We start from the raw sequence: 15,727 nt of genomic DNA, 5'->3' as shown, positions 1-15,727 counted from the left end.
TGAACTGCGGGAGGTCAGCGGGCCAACTTTCCGTCCCGGCCGGCCTCGAACAGCACCGGCCACGGCCGGGCCGCCGGGGCGAGGAGCGCCGGCCCGCCCGGTTCGTCGGGTGCGGCGAGCGTCTCGGTGGCGAGGTGGCCGAACATCGGCGCGGCCGGGTGCGCCGCCCGGATCGGCCAGGCCGCGGAGATCCGCCGGACCAGCGGCGTACCGGTGATCGGTCGCCACGCGACACGTGGTTCCCGGCGGGCCAGCGCGGCGGGCTCGACGGCGACCGCGCCGCCGGCCAGGAGCAGACCGAACAGGAACTCCGGGTTGCGCGCGGGGCGGACCCGGGCCGGGGCGAAACCGTGCTGCCGGCACACGGTCAGCAGATGCTCGTGCCAGCCGGGCGCGGTGACCGGTGGCGCGGTGACCAGATCCATGCCGGCCAGATCGGCGAGCGCGATCTCCCGCGGCCGGGCCAGCGGCGAGGCCCGGGGCAGCAGCACACCCACCGGTACGTCCACCGGCTCGCCGAAGCGCAGCCCGGCCCCGTCGACCGGATGGTGCAGCAGGCCGACGTCCAGCCGCCCGTCCGCGAGCATCCGGTGCTGCTCGGCGCTCGTCAGTTCGTGCAGGTCGAGGGCGAGCCCGGGCGCGCGGGCCGCGAGCGCGTCGAGCAGCGCGCGCAACGTCACGGCCGGGGTCTCCGGGGGTACGCCGGCGCGCAGCACCCCGAGCGCGCCCCGGCGGACCCGCTCGGCGAGGTGACGCAGCCGGCGTTCACCGGCCAGCAGCTCGTCGGCCTCGCCGAGCAGCAACTGGCCGGCGGTGGTGAGGCCGACCTGGCGCTGTGACCTGTCGAACAGGGTGACGCCCAGCTCCCGCTCCAACCGCTGGATCGACTGGCTCAGCGGCGGCTGTGCCATGCCCAGCGTCTCGGCGGCCCGGCCGAAGTGCAGTTCCCGGGCGACCACCACGAAATGCCGCAGGTGCCGCAGCAGGTCCATCCGGGCACCCTAGCGTCGCCGCTGGTTACCGTGTCGGCGTGGATGTGGCGGAACGGATCGGGGAGATCTTCGGGCGGGCCGGGGTGCGGGGTTGCCTGCACGTCGTGGACGTGGACGACCCGGCCGGCGGTGAGGTGGCGCTGCGCGCCGACGAGCAGATCGTCATCGCCTCCGTCTTCAAGATCATGGTGGTGCTGGAGTTCGCCCGGCAGGCGGCCGCCGGCCAGCTCGACCCGACCGAACGGGTGCTCGTCGGTGCCGCCGATCGGCTCGGCGGCTGGGGCGTGGCCGGCTGCGCCGACGACGTGGAGGTCTCCCTGCGCGACCTCGCGTACCTGGCCATGTCGGTGAGTGACAACACGGCGGCCGACCTGCTCCTGCGCCGGATCGGGGCGGACGTGCTGCCGATGCTGGCCGCGGAGCTGGACCTGCCGCGTACCCGGATCGTCGGCGGCCCCCGGCAACTCGTCGAGACGATGCTCTCCGACGTGGGCGCACGCACCGAGGCGGACTTCGCGCGGATCTTCCCCACCCTGTCGCCCGAACGGGTCCGCGCGATGCGGGTCTTCGACCCCGAGCACACCAGCTCCAGCACCGCCCGCGAGCTGACCCGGCTGCTCCGTCTGGTGTGGCGGGACGAGGCCGGCCCGGCGCCCGCGTGCGCCATGGTCCGGGAGCTGATGGCACGGCAGCTCTTCTGGACCCGGCTGGCCGCCGGCTTCCCACCCGGGGTCCGGGTCGCCGGGAAGACCGGCACCCTGCCGGGACTGCACCTCGAAGCCGGCGTCGCGGAGTACCCCGACGGCCGCAGGTACGCGATCGCGGTGGCGGTACGTACCGAACGGCTGGCCGCCCGCCGGATCGACGTGGACCTGGCGATGGGGGAGGCGGCCCGGACCGCCGTCGATTCATTGCGTTGATCCAGGCCGGGCCACCGGCCTGGCCTGCGGTGATATCGGTCCGGATATCGGTCGTTGCGCTCGTCGATCTTGGACATCGACGCCGGCGGGGTGGTGGTCTGGGCCTACCGATCACCGATCCCGAACGGGGAGGACGACACATGCCCGAGAACCGGCCGTCCGGCTACGCCCGCCGTCGACTGCTACGCGACACAGCGGTCGGCGCCGCCGCCGTCACCACCGCCGGACTCGTCGCCGGCGCCCCGGCCCGCGCCGCCGGGCCGAGCCCCGTCGCCGCGCCGAGCCGCGTCGCCGCGCCGAGCCGCGCCGCCGGCGGTACGCGACGCGGCGGCGCGGTGAGCTTCCGCTGGTGGGGGACCTCCGGCTGGCGGATCGACATGGGGGACCGGACGGTGCTCGTCGACCCGTACCTGAGCCGGTACGACACCGGGCTGTTCCGGAAGCCGTTCAACCCCGACACCCGGCTGACAGTGGCCGCCGATGTGGTCGACCGGCTCGCCGACCGGGCGGAGAACATCTTCGTCACCCACACCCACTGGGACCACTTCAACGATGTGCCGCACATCGCCGCCCGGACCGGTGCCCGGGTCTTCGGCACGCTCACCGCCTATCACCTCGGCCTGGCGTACGGGCTGCCGACCGGGCAACTGGCCCCGGTCAAGGGCGGGGAGGTGCTCGACTTCGACGGGTACACGGTGGAGGTGGCCGGCTCGCTGCACAGCCGGAACCCCACCTGGTCGATGGCCTTCCCCGGGGTACGGGTCAGCCGGCCGCCCCGTCCGGAGACGATCGCCGACCTGCCCGAGGGCGACACGCTGGCGTACCAGATCCGGATCGACGGCGGCCCGGCCGTGTTCTTCATGGGTGCCAGCGACTTCGACGAGCGCAAGCTCAGCGGTCTCGCCCCGGACGTCGCGATGGTCGCCTCCGCCGCCACCACGGCGACCGCCGACTACGTGCCCCGGCTGATGGCCGCGCTGGACCGTCCGAAGGTCGTGGTTCCGGTGCACTGGGACAACTTCGAGACGCCGCTCACCAACCCGCCGACTGTCGCCGACAGCGACCGGGAACGCCTCGACGCCCTCGTCGCCGAGGTGCGCCGGGTCTCGCCGCGCAGCCGCGTGCTGGTGCCGGAGTACCACACCGCGTACCGATTCTGACGGCGCCGCTCAGGAGGCCGCCAGCCGGGCGTAGACGTCGCCGGAGCGACCGGCCGGGCGGTACGTCTCCAGCAGGCGTACCAGCCCGGCCGCGTCCAGCCACCGGTCGCCGGCGAACCGCATGGTCTCCACCGGCGAGTAGTTGTAGCGGTAGCCGCCCGCCGTCGCGCCCAGCCGTTCCACCAGCTCCAACGCGGCCAGCGCGGCGTCGTGCGCGGGCGGCAGGTACTCGAAGGACAGCCCGCGCACCGGACGACTCAGCCCGGCCAGCACGTCGACCTCGAAGCCCTCGACGTCGACCTTGCAGAACGCCGGTACGCCGTGCCGCGCGATCAGGTCGTCCAGCGTCACCACAGGCACCTCGACCGACCGGTCCCAGCGGACCCCGGCGAAGCTCGGATCGGCTGTGACCGACTCGATCCACGACGACGACATGGTGGACACCGTCGGCGTCGCGCTGGACAGCTCCAGCCGCGCGCTGCCGGACCGCGCACCGACCGCCGTCGGCTCGATCGTCACGTCGGCGTCCCGCCCGAAGCCCAGGCGCAGCACCCGCAGGCAGTCCGGCTGCGGCTCCACGGCGACCACCCGCGCGCCCAGCCGCCGCCAGGTACGCACCCGGCCGCCGACGTGGGCGCCGATGTCGAAGCCGAGGTCGCCGGGGGAGAGGAACTGCCCGTAGAGCTGCCGGGCACGCCGGTGCTTGGCCGGCTGACCGTGGTAGACGGCCAGGGAACGGGTGATCCCCCAAGCCCGCGCGAGCATCGTCACGACATCCCTAACTGTGAGTGGTGGACTTCGGTCCGAACGCGTGCAGGAACCGGTCACGGAACGACTCCATCGGCCAGACCGGGGCCTGCGGGTCGGGGTTGAGGCCGTCCTGCCAGCCCCACCCGGCGATGCGGTCGAGCACTGCCGGGTCCTTGGCGACGACTGTGATCGGCACGTCCTTGCCGGCGCCCTCACCGGTGACCGCCCGGGCCGGCTGGTGGTCGCCGAGGAACACGAGCACCAGGTTCTCGTCACCGTACCGCTGCACGTAGGAGATGAGCGTGCGCAGCGTGTAGACCACCGACTGCCGGTACGCCTCCCGGGTGCCCTCCTTGGCGCGGTCGGCGCGCGCGGTCCCCTTGTAGACCGAGCCGTCGCCGACGTCGTCCCAGTCCACCAGCGGCGGCACCGGCGTCCACGGGATGTGGCTGGACAGCAACGGGATCTCGGCCATCACGGGTGCGTGCCCGGGTCCGCGCTCGCGGCGCTGGAACGTCGACAGCGTGTACTGGTCCGGCGGTGAGGAGAAGCTGAACAGCGGCCCCCGGTAGCCGAGTTCCTTCACGCCGTACACCTGGTCGGGGGAGAAGAAGTCGGCCTCCGGCCAGGCCCGGGTGAGCGCCGGCATGACCAGTGTGGTGCGCCAGCCGGCACGCTTGAACGCGCCGTTGAGGGTCAGGTGGTCGCTGCGCACCAAATTGGTGTAGCGCAACTGGTTGTCCGCCCGGATGCCGCTCATCAGCGTGGCGTGCGCGAGCCAGCTCCCGCCGCCGGTGGTGGACGAGGTGAGGAACGCGCTGCGGCTGCCGTATCCGGCCGCGCGCAACTGGCGGGTTCCCTCGTCCAGGACGGCGTCCACCTCCGGTGCGAGGTCCGGGTCCTCCAGCGCGACCCGGCCGTAGCTCTCCACGAACGTGAACAGCACGTCCTTGCCGCGCAGCGCGGTCAGCAGCTCGTCGCCCGGCACGTTCTGGAACGGGTCGCCGGCGAGCTGCGTGTTCAGCGTCTCCTGGTCGTTGAGGCCCGCCCGTACCTGCCGGGCACGGTCGTAGAGACCGGCCGCCACCGTGTCTGCGGCGACCGGGACGCCCGGCACGATCTGCGCGCCGAGCACGGCGCAGACCACCCAGGCGGCGGCGAGCGCGGTGGTCGCGCGCGCGGAGACCATCCGGTGGCCGGCCACGACCCGGGCCAGCCGCCGTGCCGACAGCGTCACCAGCAGCGGTACGGCGAGAACGGCGACCACTGCCAGCGCCACCGCACCCACCTCGGCGGCCGGGCCGTACGACTCGGACAGGAACTCCGCGCCCGCGCCGAGGAACGTCCAGTCGGCGATCAGGTCGAAGGGGCGGTCCAGGACCAGCGAGAACCCGAGGTCGGCGACCTTGAGGACGAGGACCAGGCCGAGCAGCGCGCCGAGGATCGTGGCCACCACCCGGCGCGGACGTGCCGGCAGGACCAGCAGCAGGGCGACGGCGACCAGCCCTTCCACCGGGATGCGCAGGAACGCGCCCGGGCTGAACCCGTTGACGTCGCTCGGCGCGACGAGCGCCACCAGCACGAGTGCGGCGGCCAGCGCGGTGACCGTCGCGGCGAGCAGCCGCCGGGCGCGCGGTCGGCCGGGCGTCGCGACGCCGTCGTCCCCGGCCCCTGTGTGGCCGGGGGTGCGGTCGACCGGGCCGGCGTCGGACGCGGCACCGTCGCCCTGGTCGCTCGTGGCGCGGTCGCTCTCGGCCGTCGTGCCGTCGGTCGCGGTGCCGTCGGTCGTGGTGCCGTTGTTCGTCGTGCCGTTCGGGGCGTCGTCGCCGTCCGCCCGGCGGGACAGGTCGGTCACGGGCGCCGCCCGCCGACCTCGGCGGGCTCGCGCGCGATCCGCGCGCCCGGCGTCCACTCGGAGCGGTGACCGGCGGGCGCGGGGGACACCGGCGCGGCCGGGAGCGCCACCGGGCGCCGCCGCGACGGTACGCGGTGCCGCCACAACCAGGCGACGTCCCGGCCGAACGACTCGACGAGCATCGCGAGCGCGCCGAGAAGCACCGCGACGGCTGGCAGCCGGGGCAGGACGCCAGCCGCCACCACCGCCAGCGCGATGCCCTGCGTGGCGGCGACCACCTTGCGCCAGTAGCGCGGAGGCAGCGAGCCGCGCATCCACGGCAGCACCCAGCCGGCGGCGACGAAGACGTACCGCATCGCGCCGATCACCAGCACCCAGGCACCGACCTGGTCGGCGACGTACCCGCAGAGGACCAGGACCAGGAAGGAGTCGACCTCCATGTCGAACCGTGCGCCCAGCGCGCTCACCGTGCCGGTACGCCGGGCCACCTGCCCGTCGACCCAGTCCAGCGACAGCGCCACCGCGCTCAGGACGACGAGCACCGGCACCACGATCGGCTCGCGGAACGAGTCGACTGTCAGCGCGGCAACCCCGCCGGTGAGCGTCGCCCGGGTGAGCGTCACCCAGTCGGCCGGGCCGAGCCGGTCCGCGCCCGAGCGGCGCAGCCCGTATCCGAGCGCCGCGACCGTCACCACCCCGAAGAGCAGACCGGCAAGCCAGCCGTACGCGCTCAGGCCGACCGTGCCGGCCAGGGCCGCGAGTACGCCGACCTGGAGAATCGCCCCCGCGAATGGATCAGTTCGAAGTGCGGACACCATGCCTCCGAGGTAGACGTCACGAACCACACGTGTGTACGGAGAACATGCCCGAACAGTTCGTTCTGATGCCGGAAACGCGCCAGCGGATGTGGCATGTCACGTCGGCCGGCGGGGCGGCGCGCGGTCAGCGCGCCCGGTCGGCGGTGTCCTCGTCGCGCCGGGCCAGCGCCGAACGGCGGTAGCCGTACAGCGCGTAGACGAGCGCGCCGAGCAGGAACCAGGCGCCGAACCGCAGCCACGTCACCGGGTCGAGGAACGTGATCAGCCAGATCGAGAACAACGCGCCGAGCGCCGGCACCACGGGCATGCCGGGCAGCCGGAACGTCCGCGGCGCGTCCGGACGGCGGTAGCGCAGCACGATCACCGCCACGCACACCACCACGAACGCCAGCAGGATGCCGATGTTCGTCAGCTCGGCGGCCTGCCGGATCGGCAGGAAACCGGCGATCAGCGCCGAGCCGACGCCGACGATCCAGGTGACCCGGGTCGGCACCCGGCGTACCGGGTGGACCTTGGCGAACCAGCCCGGCAGCAGCCCGTCCCGGCTCATCGAGAACCACACCCGGGTCACGCCGAGCATGAACGTGAACATCACGGTGAGGATGCCGATGATCGCCCCGACCGCGATCACACTTGCGAGCCCGGAGAGCCCGACCGACGCGAACGCCGAGGAGAAGCCGCTCTCCGGGTCGATGTCCCGGTAGTTCTGCATGCCGGTGAGCACCAGCGTGGCCAGCACGTACAGCACCATCGAGACGACCAGCGACCAGATGATCGCCTTCGGCATGTGCCGGCGGGCGTCCCGCGACTCCTCCGCGGCGGTGCTCATCGCGTCGTACCCGAAGACCGCGAAGAAGACGGTGGCCGCGCCGGTGATCGCGCCCCCGACGCCGAACGGGAAGAACGGCGAGTAGTTGGCGGTCCTCACGTGGAAGAAGCCGACCATGATCACCAGCAGCACCACCGCGACCTTGAGGCCCACCACGAACGTCTCGAACCGGGCGGCGGCCCTGATGCCCCGGGTCAGCAGGAACGCGATGAGCAGGCAGAGCACCACAGCGAACAGGTCGACCCGGTGCCCGTCGCCGGTGCCGGGCGCGCCGAGCATCCAGGCCGGCAGGTCCGCGCCCAGCTCGTTGACGAGGAAGCCGAAGTAGCCGGAGATGCCGATGGCCACCACGGCGACGATCGCTGTGTACTCCAGCAGCAGGTCCCAGCCGATGAACCAGCCGACCGCCTCGCCCAGCACCACGTACCCGTAGGTGTACGCCGAGCCGGCCTTCGGGATCATGCCGGCGAACTCCGCGTACGACAGCGCGGCGGCGGCGCTGGCCAGGCCGGCGATCAGGAACGACACCAGCACGGCCGGGCCGGCGGTCTCGTTCGCCACCGCCCCGGCCAGCGCGAAGATGCCCGCGCCGATGATGCCGCCGACCCCGATCGCGGTGAGCTGCCACAACCCCAGTTCCCGGGAGAGGCCCGCGTCGGTCTCGTCGGCGATCTGCTCGACCGGCTTGCGCCGGAAGATGCCCTGTCCCACCGCCATGCCGGTCCCTCCCGTCGCACCGACGTACTCCGGCCGGGCCGCCGCCGTCCGGCGAGCCGCACCCGTATGGACGAACGTAGATCCTCGGCGCGAAGATCGCAGCCCGGCGGCGGTCACCCCGGCGGCGGGCCGGCGACCAGCCGCCAGTACTGCCGCTTGCCCTCGTCGCGGACCACGACGCCGAGCCGGGCCAGATCCCCGTGCAACTCCCGGGTCTCGGCGTCGTGGCCGCCGTCGAGCGCCCGCTGCCGGGCGCGCAACAGGGCGTCCGCGCCGGACGGCAGGCCGGGCAGCCCTTCCACCCACCGCCGGTACGCGTCCCGGTGCGGGTCCTGCCCGGTCCACGGCCAGCCCTGCCGGGTGAACGCCTCCCGCAGCCGCTCGGCGTCCAGGTCGGACTTCTCCCGGGCCAGCTCGCCACCGGCGGTGTCCAGCAGCACCAGCGCCTTGCCGTCGACGAACACCCCCGCAACGTCGGCGCGCGCCAGGTCCCGGCCGTGCCCGTCGCGGTGCAGCCGCACCGTCCGGTGCCCGACCGTGACGGTCAGCCGCTCGCGGACCGCCACCACCGCCAGGAACAGGCCGCCGAGCAGGCCCACCCCGGCCCCGATCGGGTACGCCCGATCGTCCGGCCACCGGTCGAGCAACTCGAACAGGCCCTGGAACGGGAACCAGGCCAGCCCGGCGATCCAACCGGACACCGCGGTCAGCCCGGCGCCCAGCCCCGCCCCGAGCAGCGGGAACCCCGCCCACATCAGCACCAGCTCGCCGCGTCCGCCGTCGACCACGACGTCCTCACCGGGCTGCCATGCGGTCACTGTCAGGACACCTCCCGGCGCATGGTGCGCACCAGACCGGCGACCAGCGGCAGGAGCACCCAGACGGCGAGCGAGACGCCGAGCCGGCCCCACTGCCCGCCGTTCATCTCGGCGCCGAGCAGCGGCTCCATCGTGTACGAGGTGTCCAGCCAGCGGGCCGGCTCACGCAGCGCGGAGATCATCGCGGCGAGCAGGCTCCACACGGTCGGCAGCAGGAGGTAGGTGACGATCACCAGCGGCGTGTTCAGCAGCAGCAGGCCGAAGGCGGCGCCCATCAGCACGCTCGCCACCTGGAACACCGCCGCGTGCGGCAGCAGTTGCCAGTCGAACGTCCAGGCGCCCGCCCCGCCGGTGACGCGGGCGGCGAGCGTGCCGGCGGCGGCGACGGCCAGGCTGACGAGCACCGAGGCCAGCGCGGCGAGCACCACCGCTGCGAGTTTGGCGACGATCACCCGCTCGCGGCGGGGCACCAGCGCGAACGTGGTGAGCGCGCTGCGCTGCGACCACTCGCCGGTGATGGAGAGGATGCCGAGCACCGGCAGCAGCAGCCCGACCGGCAGCAGCGACGGCGTGAAGAAAGCGGTGAACGTCTGGTCCGGCGCGTCGACGACGAACAGCTGCACCACCACGATCGCGGCGGCGATCAGCCCGATCGTGATCAGCAGCCAGCGTCCGGCCCGGGTGTCGGCGAGCTTGCGCAGCTCCACGGCGGTCAGCCGGGCCAGCGAAGGACCGGCGACGGCCGGCTCGTGCCGCGGCGGGGCGGTCGGAACGGCAGTGGTGGTCATCGGACGGCCTCCTTGGTCGACGCGCCGGCGGTGAGGGTGAGGAAGAGCTGCTCCAGGCCGCCGCTGCCGGCCGGGCGCAGTTCGGTGAGGACCAGTCCGGCGTCCGCCGCGGCCTGACCGACCTGGCCCGGCTCGGCCCGGACCACGAAGCCGCCGTCGGTGCCGGCGGTGGCGGGCAGCGCGGCCCGGTCCAGCGTCAGGCGCAGGGCGTGCGCGTCGCGGGCGCGCACGAGCGTGCCGGCGCCGGCGAGCAGCTCGTCCTTGCCGCCCTGGGCGACCACCCGGCCGCCGCCGATCACCACCAGCCGGTCGGCCACCGCCTCCACCTCGCGCAGCAGGTGCGAGGAGAGCAGCACCGTGCCGCCCCGGTCGGCGAAGTCGCGCAGCAGGCCGCGCATCCAGAAGATCCCCTCCGGGTCGAGGCCGTTGGCCGGCTCGTCCAGGATCAGGACCCGGGGGTCGCCCAGCAGCGCCAGAGCCAGGCCGAGCCGCTGCCGCATGCCCAGGGAGTACGCGCCGACGCGGCGCCGGGCCGCGGTGTCGTTCAGCCCGACCTGGTCGAGTACCGCCGCCACCCGCCCCCGGTCCACGCCCATGGTGCGGGCGGCGAGCGTGAGCGTCTCCCGCCCGGTACGCCCGGCGTGCTGCGCCGAGGCGTCGAGCAGCACGCCGATCTCCCGTCCCGGGTTGGGCAGGTGCCGGTACGGGCGTCCGCCGACTGTGGCGCCGCCCGAGGTGGGCGGCGTCATCCCGCAGATCATCCGCATCGTGGTGGACTTCCCGGCGCCGTTCGGCCCGAGGAAACCGGTCACGGAACCCGGTTCGCACCGGAACGTGACGTCCTCGACGGCGGTGTGCGGACCGTACCGCTTGGTGAGCTGGTCGACTTCGATCATGCCGTCGAGCCTGCCGGGGCCAACCGGTCACGCGCTGCGGCCGGCGGTCTGCGCCGCCGTCGACCTCGGTTCACGGCAGGCGTCGACTTTGGTAGCTGGTAGCCGGTCCGGAGGGCTTCCTAGCATGGACGGGTGACCAGTGCCGCCGTACCCGATCATCCCTGGCTCCTGCCGGGCTCCCTGGTGCCCGCCCGAGCCGCCCGGCGGACGCCGCGGGACTGGTTCGTGGACGGCGTGCTGTTCGTGGCCTCGCTGCTCTGGGTGCTGATCGCGCACGGCGACGTGACCAGCGCCACCCCGGAGTTCGGCCTCAACGCCGGTCCGGCCTGGCTGGAGGAGGTCGACCTGCTCGTCGGCCTGCTCGTCAGCGGCGCGCTCTGGCTGCGCCGGCGCTGGCCGGTCGGGCTCGCGGTGGCGACCGCGCCGCTGGCGCTCTTCTCGGTCACCGGCGGTGTCGCGCTGCTGGTCATCGTGTTCACCGTGCTGGTCCACCGGCCGCTGCCGGTGGGCCTGGCGCTGGTGGCCTGGCAACTGTTGAGCCTGCCGGTCTACCTCGCGGTCCGGCCCGACCCGACGCTGCCGGTCTGGGCCTCCGCCGTGTGGACCGGGCTGTTCATCTGCGTGGTGGTGGCGTGGGCGTTGTTCGTCCGCGCCCGCCGCCAGCTCGTGCTGTCCCTGCGTGACCGGGCCGAGCGGGCCGAGGCCGAGCAGCAGCTCCGGCTCGACCAGGCCCGGCAGCTCGAACGCGGCCGGATCGCCCGGGAGATGCACGACGTGCTCGCCCACCGGATCTCCCTGCTCAGCCTGCACGCGGGCGCGCTGGAGTTCCGGCCGGACGCGCCGCCGGAGGAGGTGGCGCGGGCGGCCGGGGTGATCCGGGCCAGCGCGCACGCCGCGCTCCAGGACCTGCGCGAGGTGATCGGCGTGCTGCGGGCCGAGGTCGGCTCCGAGGCCACGCCGGAACGGCCGCAGCCCACGCTGGCCGACGTGCCCGCGCTGGTCGCCGAGAGCCGCGACGCCGGGGTACGGGTCACCGTGGTCGACGAGGTGATCGAGCCGGAGGCGGTGCCCGCGGCGATCGGGCGCAGCGCGTACCGGATCGTGCAGGAAGGGCTGACCAACGCCCGCAAGCACGCGCCCGGCGCGGTGGTCACGGTCCGGCTGGCGGGCGGCCCGGGGGACGGGCTGGCGGTGGAGATCCACAACCCGTGGCCGGTCGGCGCGTCGCCCACCGCCATTCCCGGCGCCGGTACCGGGCTGGTCGGGATCGCGGAACGGGTCACGCTCGCCGGTGGGCGCCTCGAACACGGGCGGGACGCCGACGGCGGTTTCCGGCTGACCGCCTGGCTGCCCTGGGCGGTGGCTCAGTGAGCGCGCCGGTGCGGGTGCTCATCGTCGACGACGACCCGCTGGTCCGCGGCGCGCTGTCGATGATCCTCGGCGGCGTACCCGACCTGGCGGTGGTCGGCGAGGCCACCGACGGCGCCGAGGTGCCGGCGGCGGTCGCCGCGTACGCCCCGGACGTGGTGCTGATGGACATCCGCATGCCCCGGGTCGACGGGCTGGCCGCCACCGAGGCGCTGCGGGCCACCCCGCAACCGCCCGAGGTGCTGGTGCTCACCACGTTCGACGCCGACGAGCAGGTGCTGCGGGCGCTGCGCGCCGGGGCGAGCGGCTTCCTGCTCAAGGACACCCCGCCGGCCGAGATCGTGGCGGCGGTACGCCGGGTCGCGGCGGGGGAGGCGACGCTGTCCCCGGCGGTGACCCGCAAGCTCATCGCGCACGTCACCGGCACCGCGCCGGTGGCGAGCCCGGACCCGAAGCGGGAGCGGGCGGTGCGGCTGCTCGACGGCCTCTCCGAGCGGGAGCGGGAGGTCGCGGTGCTGCTCGGACGGGGCCGGACCAACGCGGAGATCTCCGCCGAGTTGTTCATGAGCGTGGCGACGGTGAAGGCGTACGTGTCGCGCCTGCTGACGAAGCTCGACCTGAACAACCGCGTGCAGGTGGCCCTGCTGGTCCAGGACGCCGGCCTGGTCTGACGCGCAGGACGGCCCGGACGAGCAGTGCTCATGCGAGGACGTCGCCGGGTGGGCAAGTCCCGCCTCGTGGAGGAGTTCGTCGAGCGTACGGGCGTACCTCACCTCTTCTTCACCGCCTCGGCGCAACCCACACCCGCCGCCGACCTGCGGCTCTTCGTTGCGGCGGCGGCCGGCTCGACACTTCCCGGAGCGGGTCTGTTCGCCGGGCAGGCGCCGGCCACCTGGGACGCGGCACTCACCCTCCTCGCCGCCGCGCTGCCCGCGGACCAGACCAGCGTCGTCGTGCTCGACGAGATGCCCTACCTCATCGCCACCGATCCAGGTTTCGAGGGCACCCTCCAGAAGGTCTTCGACCGGGAGTTGTCCCGTAGGCCGGTCCTGCTGATCTGCGTCGGCTCGGACCTGGCGATGATGGAGGCGCTCAACGACCACGGTCGGCCGTTCCACCAACGCGCGACCGAAATGGTCGTGCCGCCGCTGAGCCCCGGCGACGTGGGCGAGATGCTCCAGCTGCCGTCGGCGGATGCCATCGATGCGTACCTCGTCACCGGCGGCCTGCCGCTCGTCCTCGACGACTGGGCCCCCGGCGAGAACGTGCGCGACTACCTCGCCAAGGCTGTCCCGGACCCCACCTCCGCGCTGCTCGTCAGCGGGGAACGGGCCCTCGCCGCCGAGTTCCCGCCGCAGTCCCAGCCGGGCGTGGTGCTGCGCGCCATCGGCTCCGGGGAGCGCACCGCCTCCTCCATCGCGCGGACCGCCGGCGGAATCCCGCAGGCTTCGCTGCACCGCGCGCTCCGACTGCTGGCTGACAAACGGATCGTGGAGGCCACCCTCCCGCTGTCCACCCGTCCTTCGCGCGAGACCCGGTACGTGGTCCCGATCCGTATCTCCGCTTCTGGCTCGCCTTCCTCGATCCCTACCTCGCCGAGATCGAGCGCGGCAGAGGGGATCTGACCCTCGCCCGCATCCACTCGTCCTGGACCTCATGGCGGGGACGTGCGGTCGAGCCGGTGATCCGGGAGTCGCTGCGCCGGCTGCCGCCGGGGCACCTGCCGTTCGAGACGGCGGTGGTGGGCGGGTACTGGACGCGTATCAACGATCCCGAGATCGACCTGGTCGGCGGTGACCGTAGCCCGGTGGCCAAGCGGATCACGTTCGTGGGCTCGGTCAAGTGGCTGGAGAACGGCGCGTTCGACGGTCACGACCTGGCCCGGCTGCTTCACCACCGCGCCCAGCTACCGGGCGCCGACGACCAGACGCCGGTCGTCGCGGTGGTGCGCAGTGGCCGTGCGGTTGACGGTGTCACGGCGATCGGGCCGGCCGAACTGCTCGCCGCGTGGCGGGATTGAACTGCTGCCGTTTCCCGGCCGTACCAGTGGTCGAGGATGTGGTGCGGCCGTTCCGCCGCACCGCTGCCGAGCTGCGGGAGGCCTGCCGTGCGAGTTGGTGAGCAGTCGACGGATCCCATCGACCAGATCCTGGGCGAGGTGCCGGTACCGGCACCGTTGACCCCCGAGGACGTCCGCCTCGCGGTCCGGGCGGTGGTGGTGCACGCCGCCGAGGAGTGGCCCGCGGGGCCGAAGTGCCGCAACGACGGCTCGTCGTTCCCCTGCCGGTTGCATCGCTGGGGCCGGCGCGTGCTGGAGACACACGGTCTCAACGACCGCCAGATCGACGCGCTGATCCGGCACGGCAACCCGTTCGTGCACGTGCCCTTCCCGTTCGTGCTGACCGGCCCGTCCGGCGCCCGTCCGGCCGCCGGGCAGGCCGGACGTCCGGTGCCGGGACAGCCGGCGCGGGCGGTGCCGGGTCAGGCCGTCCGCCCGGCCGCCGCGGCTCAGGCGGCGCGCGGTCCGGTCCCGCGGGTCGCCGCGCCGCCGGTCCGGCCCGGTCTGCGACCCGTCGCCGCCCGGTCGGCTCCCACCGCCCGGCCCCGCTGGCCCCGGGCGAGCTGACCCCGTCGCCAGGCCCCGGGCGATCCGACCCGTCGCCCGGTCCGGGCGAGGTGACGCCACGCCTCGCCCGGTCCCCGGGCCCGCTCACCCGGCCCCTCCGGCCCGGGGTGAGCTGACGCTTGGCGCCCGGTTCCGGTCGCGTCGACGCCCCGTCGCGGAGCGGCGTCGGTCGTGCCGGAGCATGCCGACGGCGGCCCGGCCGGGGAGCCCCCACCCCCGTGCCGGGCCGCCGTCACCGCTTACTCGACCCCGCAGTCCGGGGCGGACCAGTCCCTGGTGTTCGCCACCTTGTCCCGGTTGTTCTCCCGCCGCGAGTCCACGTGCGTGTGGTCGTCGTGGTCCGGGTAGCCGGGGCCGTAGATGCCGCTGAAGCCCTGGTCACGGGCGGAACGGGCGATGTCGCAGAGGCTGCGGTGCTTGGCGATCAGGTCGGCCGCGTTGCCGTAGAGGTGCTGGCTGTCCGCGGCGCCGCCGACCTGCCGGTTGCAGGCGATGCTGCGGAACCCGCTGGTCACGTAGAGCGGCTTGTCGCCGAGGCTGCGCCGCAGCGCCTCCAGCTTCCACATGGTGCGCAGCGCGTTCTCCCGGGTGGCCGACGACGAGAGCGGGCCACCGGCCCACCCGCCCTTGCCGCAGCCGTTGTCCAGCTCGGCGTAGCTGAAGTGCTTCGGCGTGCAGTCGCTGTCCTTCTGCAGGTCGTAGATCTTGGCGAACGTCTTCGGTCCGGCCACGCCGTCGGCCCGCAGCCCGTACGCGGCCTGGAAGCGCTTGACAGCGGCGGCCGTCTCCGGGCCGTACACGCCGTCGACCCGGACGATGCCGCCGTACGCTGCCCAGCCGGCCACCCGGATCTGGAGCTGCCGTACGTCGGAGCCGGACTGTCCCTGGGACAGCATGCGGTTCCAGGTGTAGCAGCCGTCGGCGTGGGCCGGTGGCGCGGCCACGACGGTTGCCACGGCGGCCCCGGGCAGGGCCAGCGCGAACGCGACCGCCGCCCGCTTCAGGGTGTTGACGCGCACAGAGTCCTCCCGATGTCAGAGCGGAACTGGGGTTGGACGGGCACATCGACCGGTACGTCCCGTCTCTCTCACCGTGACAGGTGAGAGGATTCTTCGTGGTGATTAGCTGAAATTGTTCTCACATCGGGCGTTTGCTGGATATCGGCTGTGAATAGTGCCTGTTTGCGAACG

Annotated in this window: 16 protein-coding genes; 7 read left to right on the top strand and 9 right to left on the bottom strand. The window is 73.7% G+C overall.

Annotation, left to right across the window (positions count from 1 at the left end):
* Window positions 1-14: 14 nt before the first annotated feature.
* Window positions 15-992, bottom strand: a complete 978-nt coding sequence (locus IF06_RS0120780; protein ID WP_030272952.1) for a LysR substrate-binding domain-containing protein — start codon at window positions 990-992, stop codon at window positions 15-17.
* 38 nt (window positions 993-1,030) lie between these two features.
* On the opposite strand from IF06_RS0120780, the gene IF06_RS0120775 reads away from it, so the two are divergent.
* Window positions 1,031-1,912 carry a serine hydrolase gene (locus IF06_RS0120775; RefSeq protein WP_030272950.1) on the top strand — a complete coding sequence of 294 codons (882 nt, stop codon included), beginning with the start codon at window positions 1,031-1,033 and terminating at the stop codon, window positions 1,910-1,912.
* A 140-nt stretch (window positions 1,913-2,052) separates the two neighbouring features.
* On the top strand, window positions 2,053-3,072 hold the full coding sequence (locus IF06_RS0120770) for an MBL fold metallo-hydrolase (protein WP_030272948.1): 1,020 nt from the start codon (window positions 2,053-2,055) through the stop codon (window positions 3,070-3,072).
* Window positions 3,073-3,081: 9 nt separating this feature from the next.
* On the opposite strand, the gene IF06_RS0120765 is transcribed toward IF06_RS0120770, so the two are convergent.
* The 7 genes from IF06_RS0120765 to IF06_RS0120735 all read right to left on the bottom strand — a co-directional run bounded on the left by IF06_RS0120765 (window position 3,082) and on the right by IF06_RS0120735 (window position 10,543).
* Window positions 3,082-3,837 (bottom strand): FkbM family methyltransferase, encoded by a 756-nt coding sequence (locus IF06_RS0120765; RefSeq protein ID WP_030272946.1) that lies wholly within the window; start codon window positions 3,835-3,837, stop codon window positions 3,082-3,084.
* Between the two features lie 13 nt (window positions 3,838-3,850).
* Window positions 3,851-5,677, bottom strand: coding sequence for a sulfatase (locus tag IF06_RS0120760; protein WP_030272944.1), 1,827 nt, complete (start codon window positions 5,675-5,677; stop codon window positions 3,851-3,853).
* Window positions 5,674-6,495, bottom strand: coding sequence for a CDP-alcohol phosphatidyltransferase family protein (locus IF06_RS0120755; protein WP_030272941.1), 822 nt, complete (start codon window positions 6,493-6,495; stop codon window positions 5,674-5,676). Before IF06_RS0120755 ends, IF06_RS0120760 begins: the two co-directional genes overlap by 4 nt.
* 124 nt (window positions 6,496-6,619) lie before the next feature.
* Complete coding sequence (locus tag IF06_RS0120750) at window positions 6,620-8,041, bottom strand: amino acid permease (protein ID WP_030272939.1); 1,422 nt, start codon at window positions 8,039-8,041, stop codon at window positions 6,620-6,622.
* Window positions 8,042-8,154: 113 nt separating this feature from the next.
* A complete protein-coding gene (locus IF06_RS0120745) occupies window positions 8,155-8,859 on the bottom strand; it encodes a hypothetical protein (protein ID WP_036311233.1) in 705 nt (234 codons plus the stop codon).
* A gap of 2 nt (window positions 8,860-8,861) precedes the next feature.
* Window positions 8,862-9,647, bottom strand: coding sequence for a hypothetical protein (locus tag IF06_RS0120740; RefSeq protein ID WP_030272936.1), 786 nt, complete (start codon window positions 9,645-9,647; stop codon window positions 8,862-8,864).
* Window positions 9,644-10,543 (bottom strand): ABC transporter ATP-binding protein, encoded by a 900-nt coding sequence (locus tag IF06_RS0120735; protein WP_030272934.1) that lies wholly within the window; start codon window positions 10,541-10,543, stop codon window positions 9,644-9,646. Before IF06_RS0120735 ends, IF06_RS0120740 begins: the two co-directional genes overlap by 4 nt.
* Before the next feature lie 132 nt (window positions 10,544-10,675).
* On the opposite strand from IF06_RS0120735, the gene IF06_RS0120730 reads away from it, so the two are divergent.
* From IF06_RS0120730 to IF06_RS0120715, 5 genes are all read left to right on the top strand, one after another.
* Window positions 10,676-11,914, top strand: a complete 1,239-nt coding sequence (locus tag IF06_RS0120730) for a sensor histidine kinase (protein ID WP_030272932.1) — start codon at window positions 10,676-10,678, stop codon at window positions 11,912-11,914.
* Window positions 11,911-12,582 (top strand): response regulator transcription factor, encoded by a 672-nt coding sequence (locus IF06_RS0120725; protein ID WP_030272930.1) that lies wholly within the window; start codon window positions 11,911-11,913, stop codon window positions 12,580-12,582. Before IF06_RS0120730 ends, IF06_RS0120725 begins: the two co-directional genes overlap by 4 nt.
* Window positions 12,583-12,612: 30 nt before the next feature.
* A complete protein-coding gene (locus IF06_RS32250) occupies window positions 12,613-13,536 on the top strand; it encodes an AAA family ATPase (protein ID WP_232236735.1) in 924 nt (307 codons plus the stop codon).
* Window positions 13,512-13,931 (top strand): DUF234 domain-containing protein, encoded by a 420-nt coding sequence (locus tag IF06_RS34430; RefSeq protein ID WP_332258993.1) that lies wholly within the window; start codon window positions 13,512-13,514, stop codon window positions 13,929-13,931. The genes IF06_RS32250 and IF06_RS34430 overlap by 25 nt, the downstream gene beginning before the upstream one ends.
* Before the next feature lie 87 nt (window positions 13,932-14,018).
* Entirely contained in the window at window positions 14,019-14,537 is a 519-nt protein-coding gene (locus IF06_RS0120715; RefSeq protein ID WP_013284328.1) for a hypothetical protein, read from the top strand.
* Window positions 14,538-14,776: 239 nt separating this feature from the next.
* Here IF06_RS0120715 and IF06_RS0120710 read toward each other — a convergent pair whose 3' ends face one another.
* Window positions 14,777-15,556 carry a D-Ala-D-Ala carboxypeptidase family metallohydrolase gene (locus tag IF06_RS0120710; RefSeq protein ID WP_013284329.1) on the bottom strand — a complete coding sequence of 260 codons (780 nt, stop codon included), beginning with the start codon at window positions 15,554-15,556 and terminating at the stop codon, window positions 14,777-14,779.
* Between the last annotated feature and the right edge of the window lie 171 nt (window positions 15,557-15,727).

It is taken from the genome of Micromonospora globosa, from assembly GCF_000717585.1.
In the GTDB taxonomy this organism is placed as follows: Bacteria; Actinomycetota; Actinomycetes; order Mycobacteriales; family Micromonosporaceae; genus Micromonospora; species Micromonospora aurantiaca.
The sequence above is the reverse complement of the archived record's forward strand: the minus strand, read 5'-3'. Positions and strand labels throughout refer to the sequence as shown.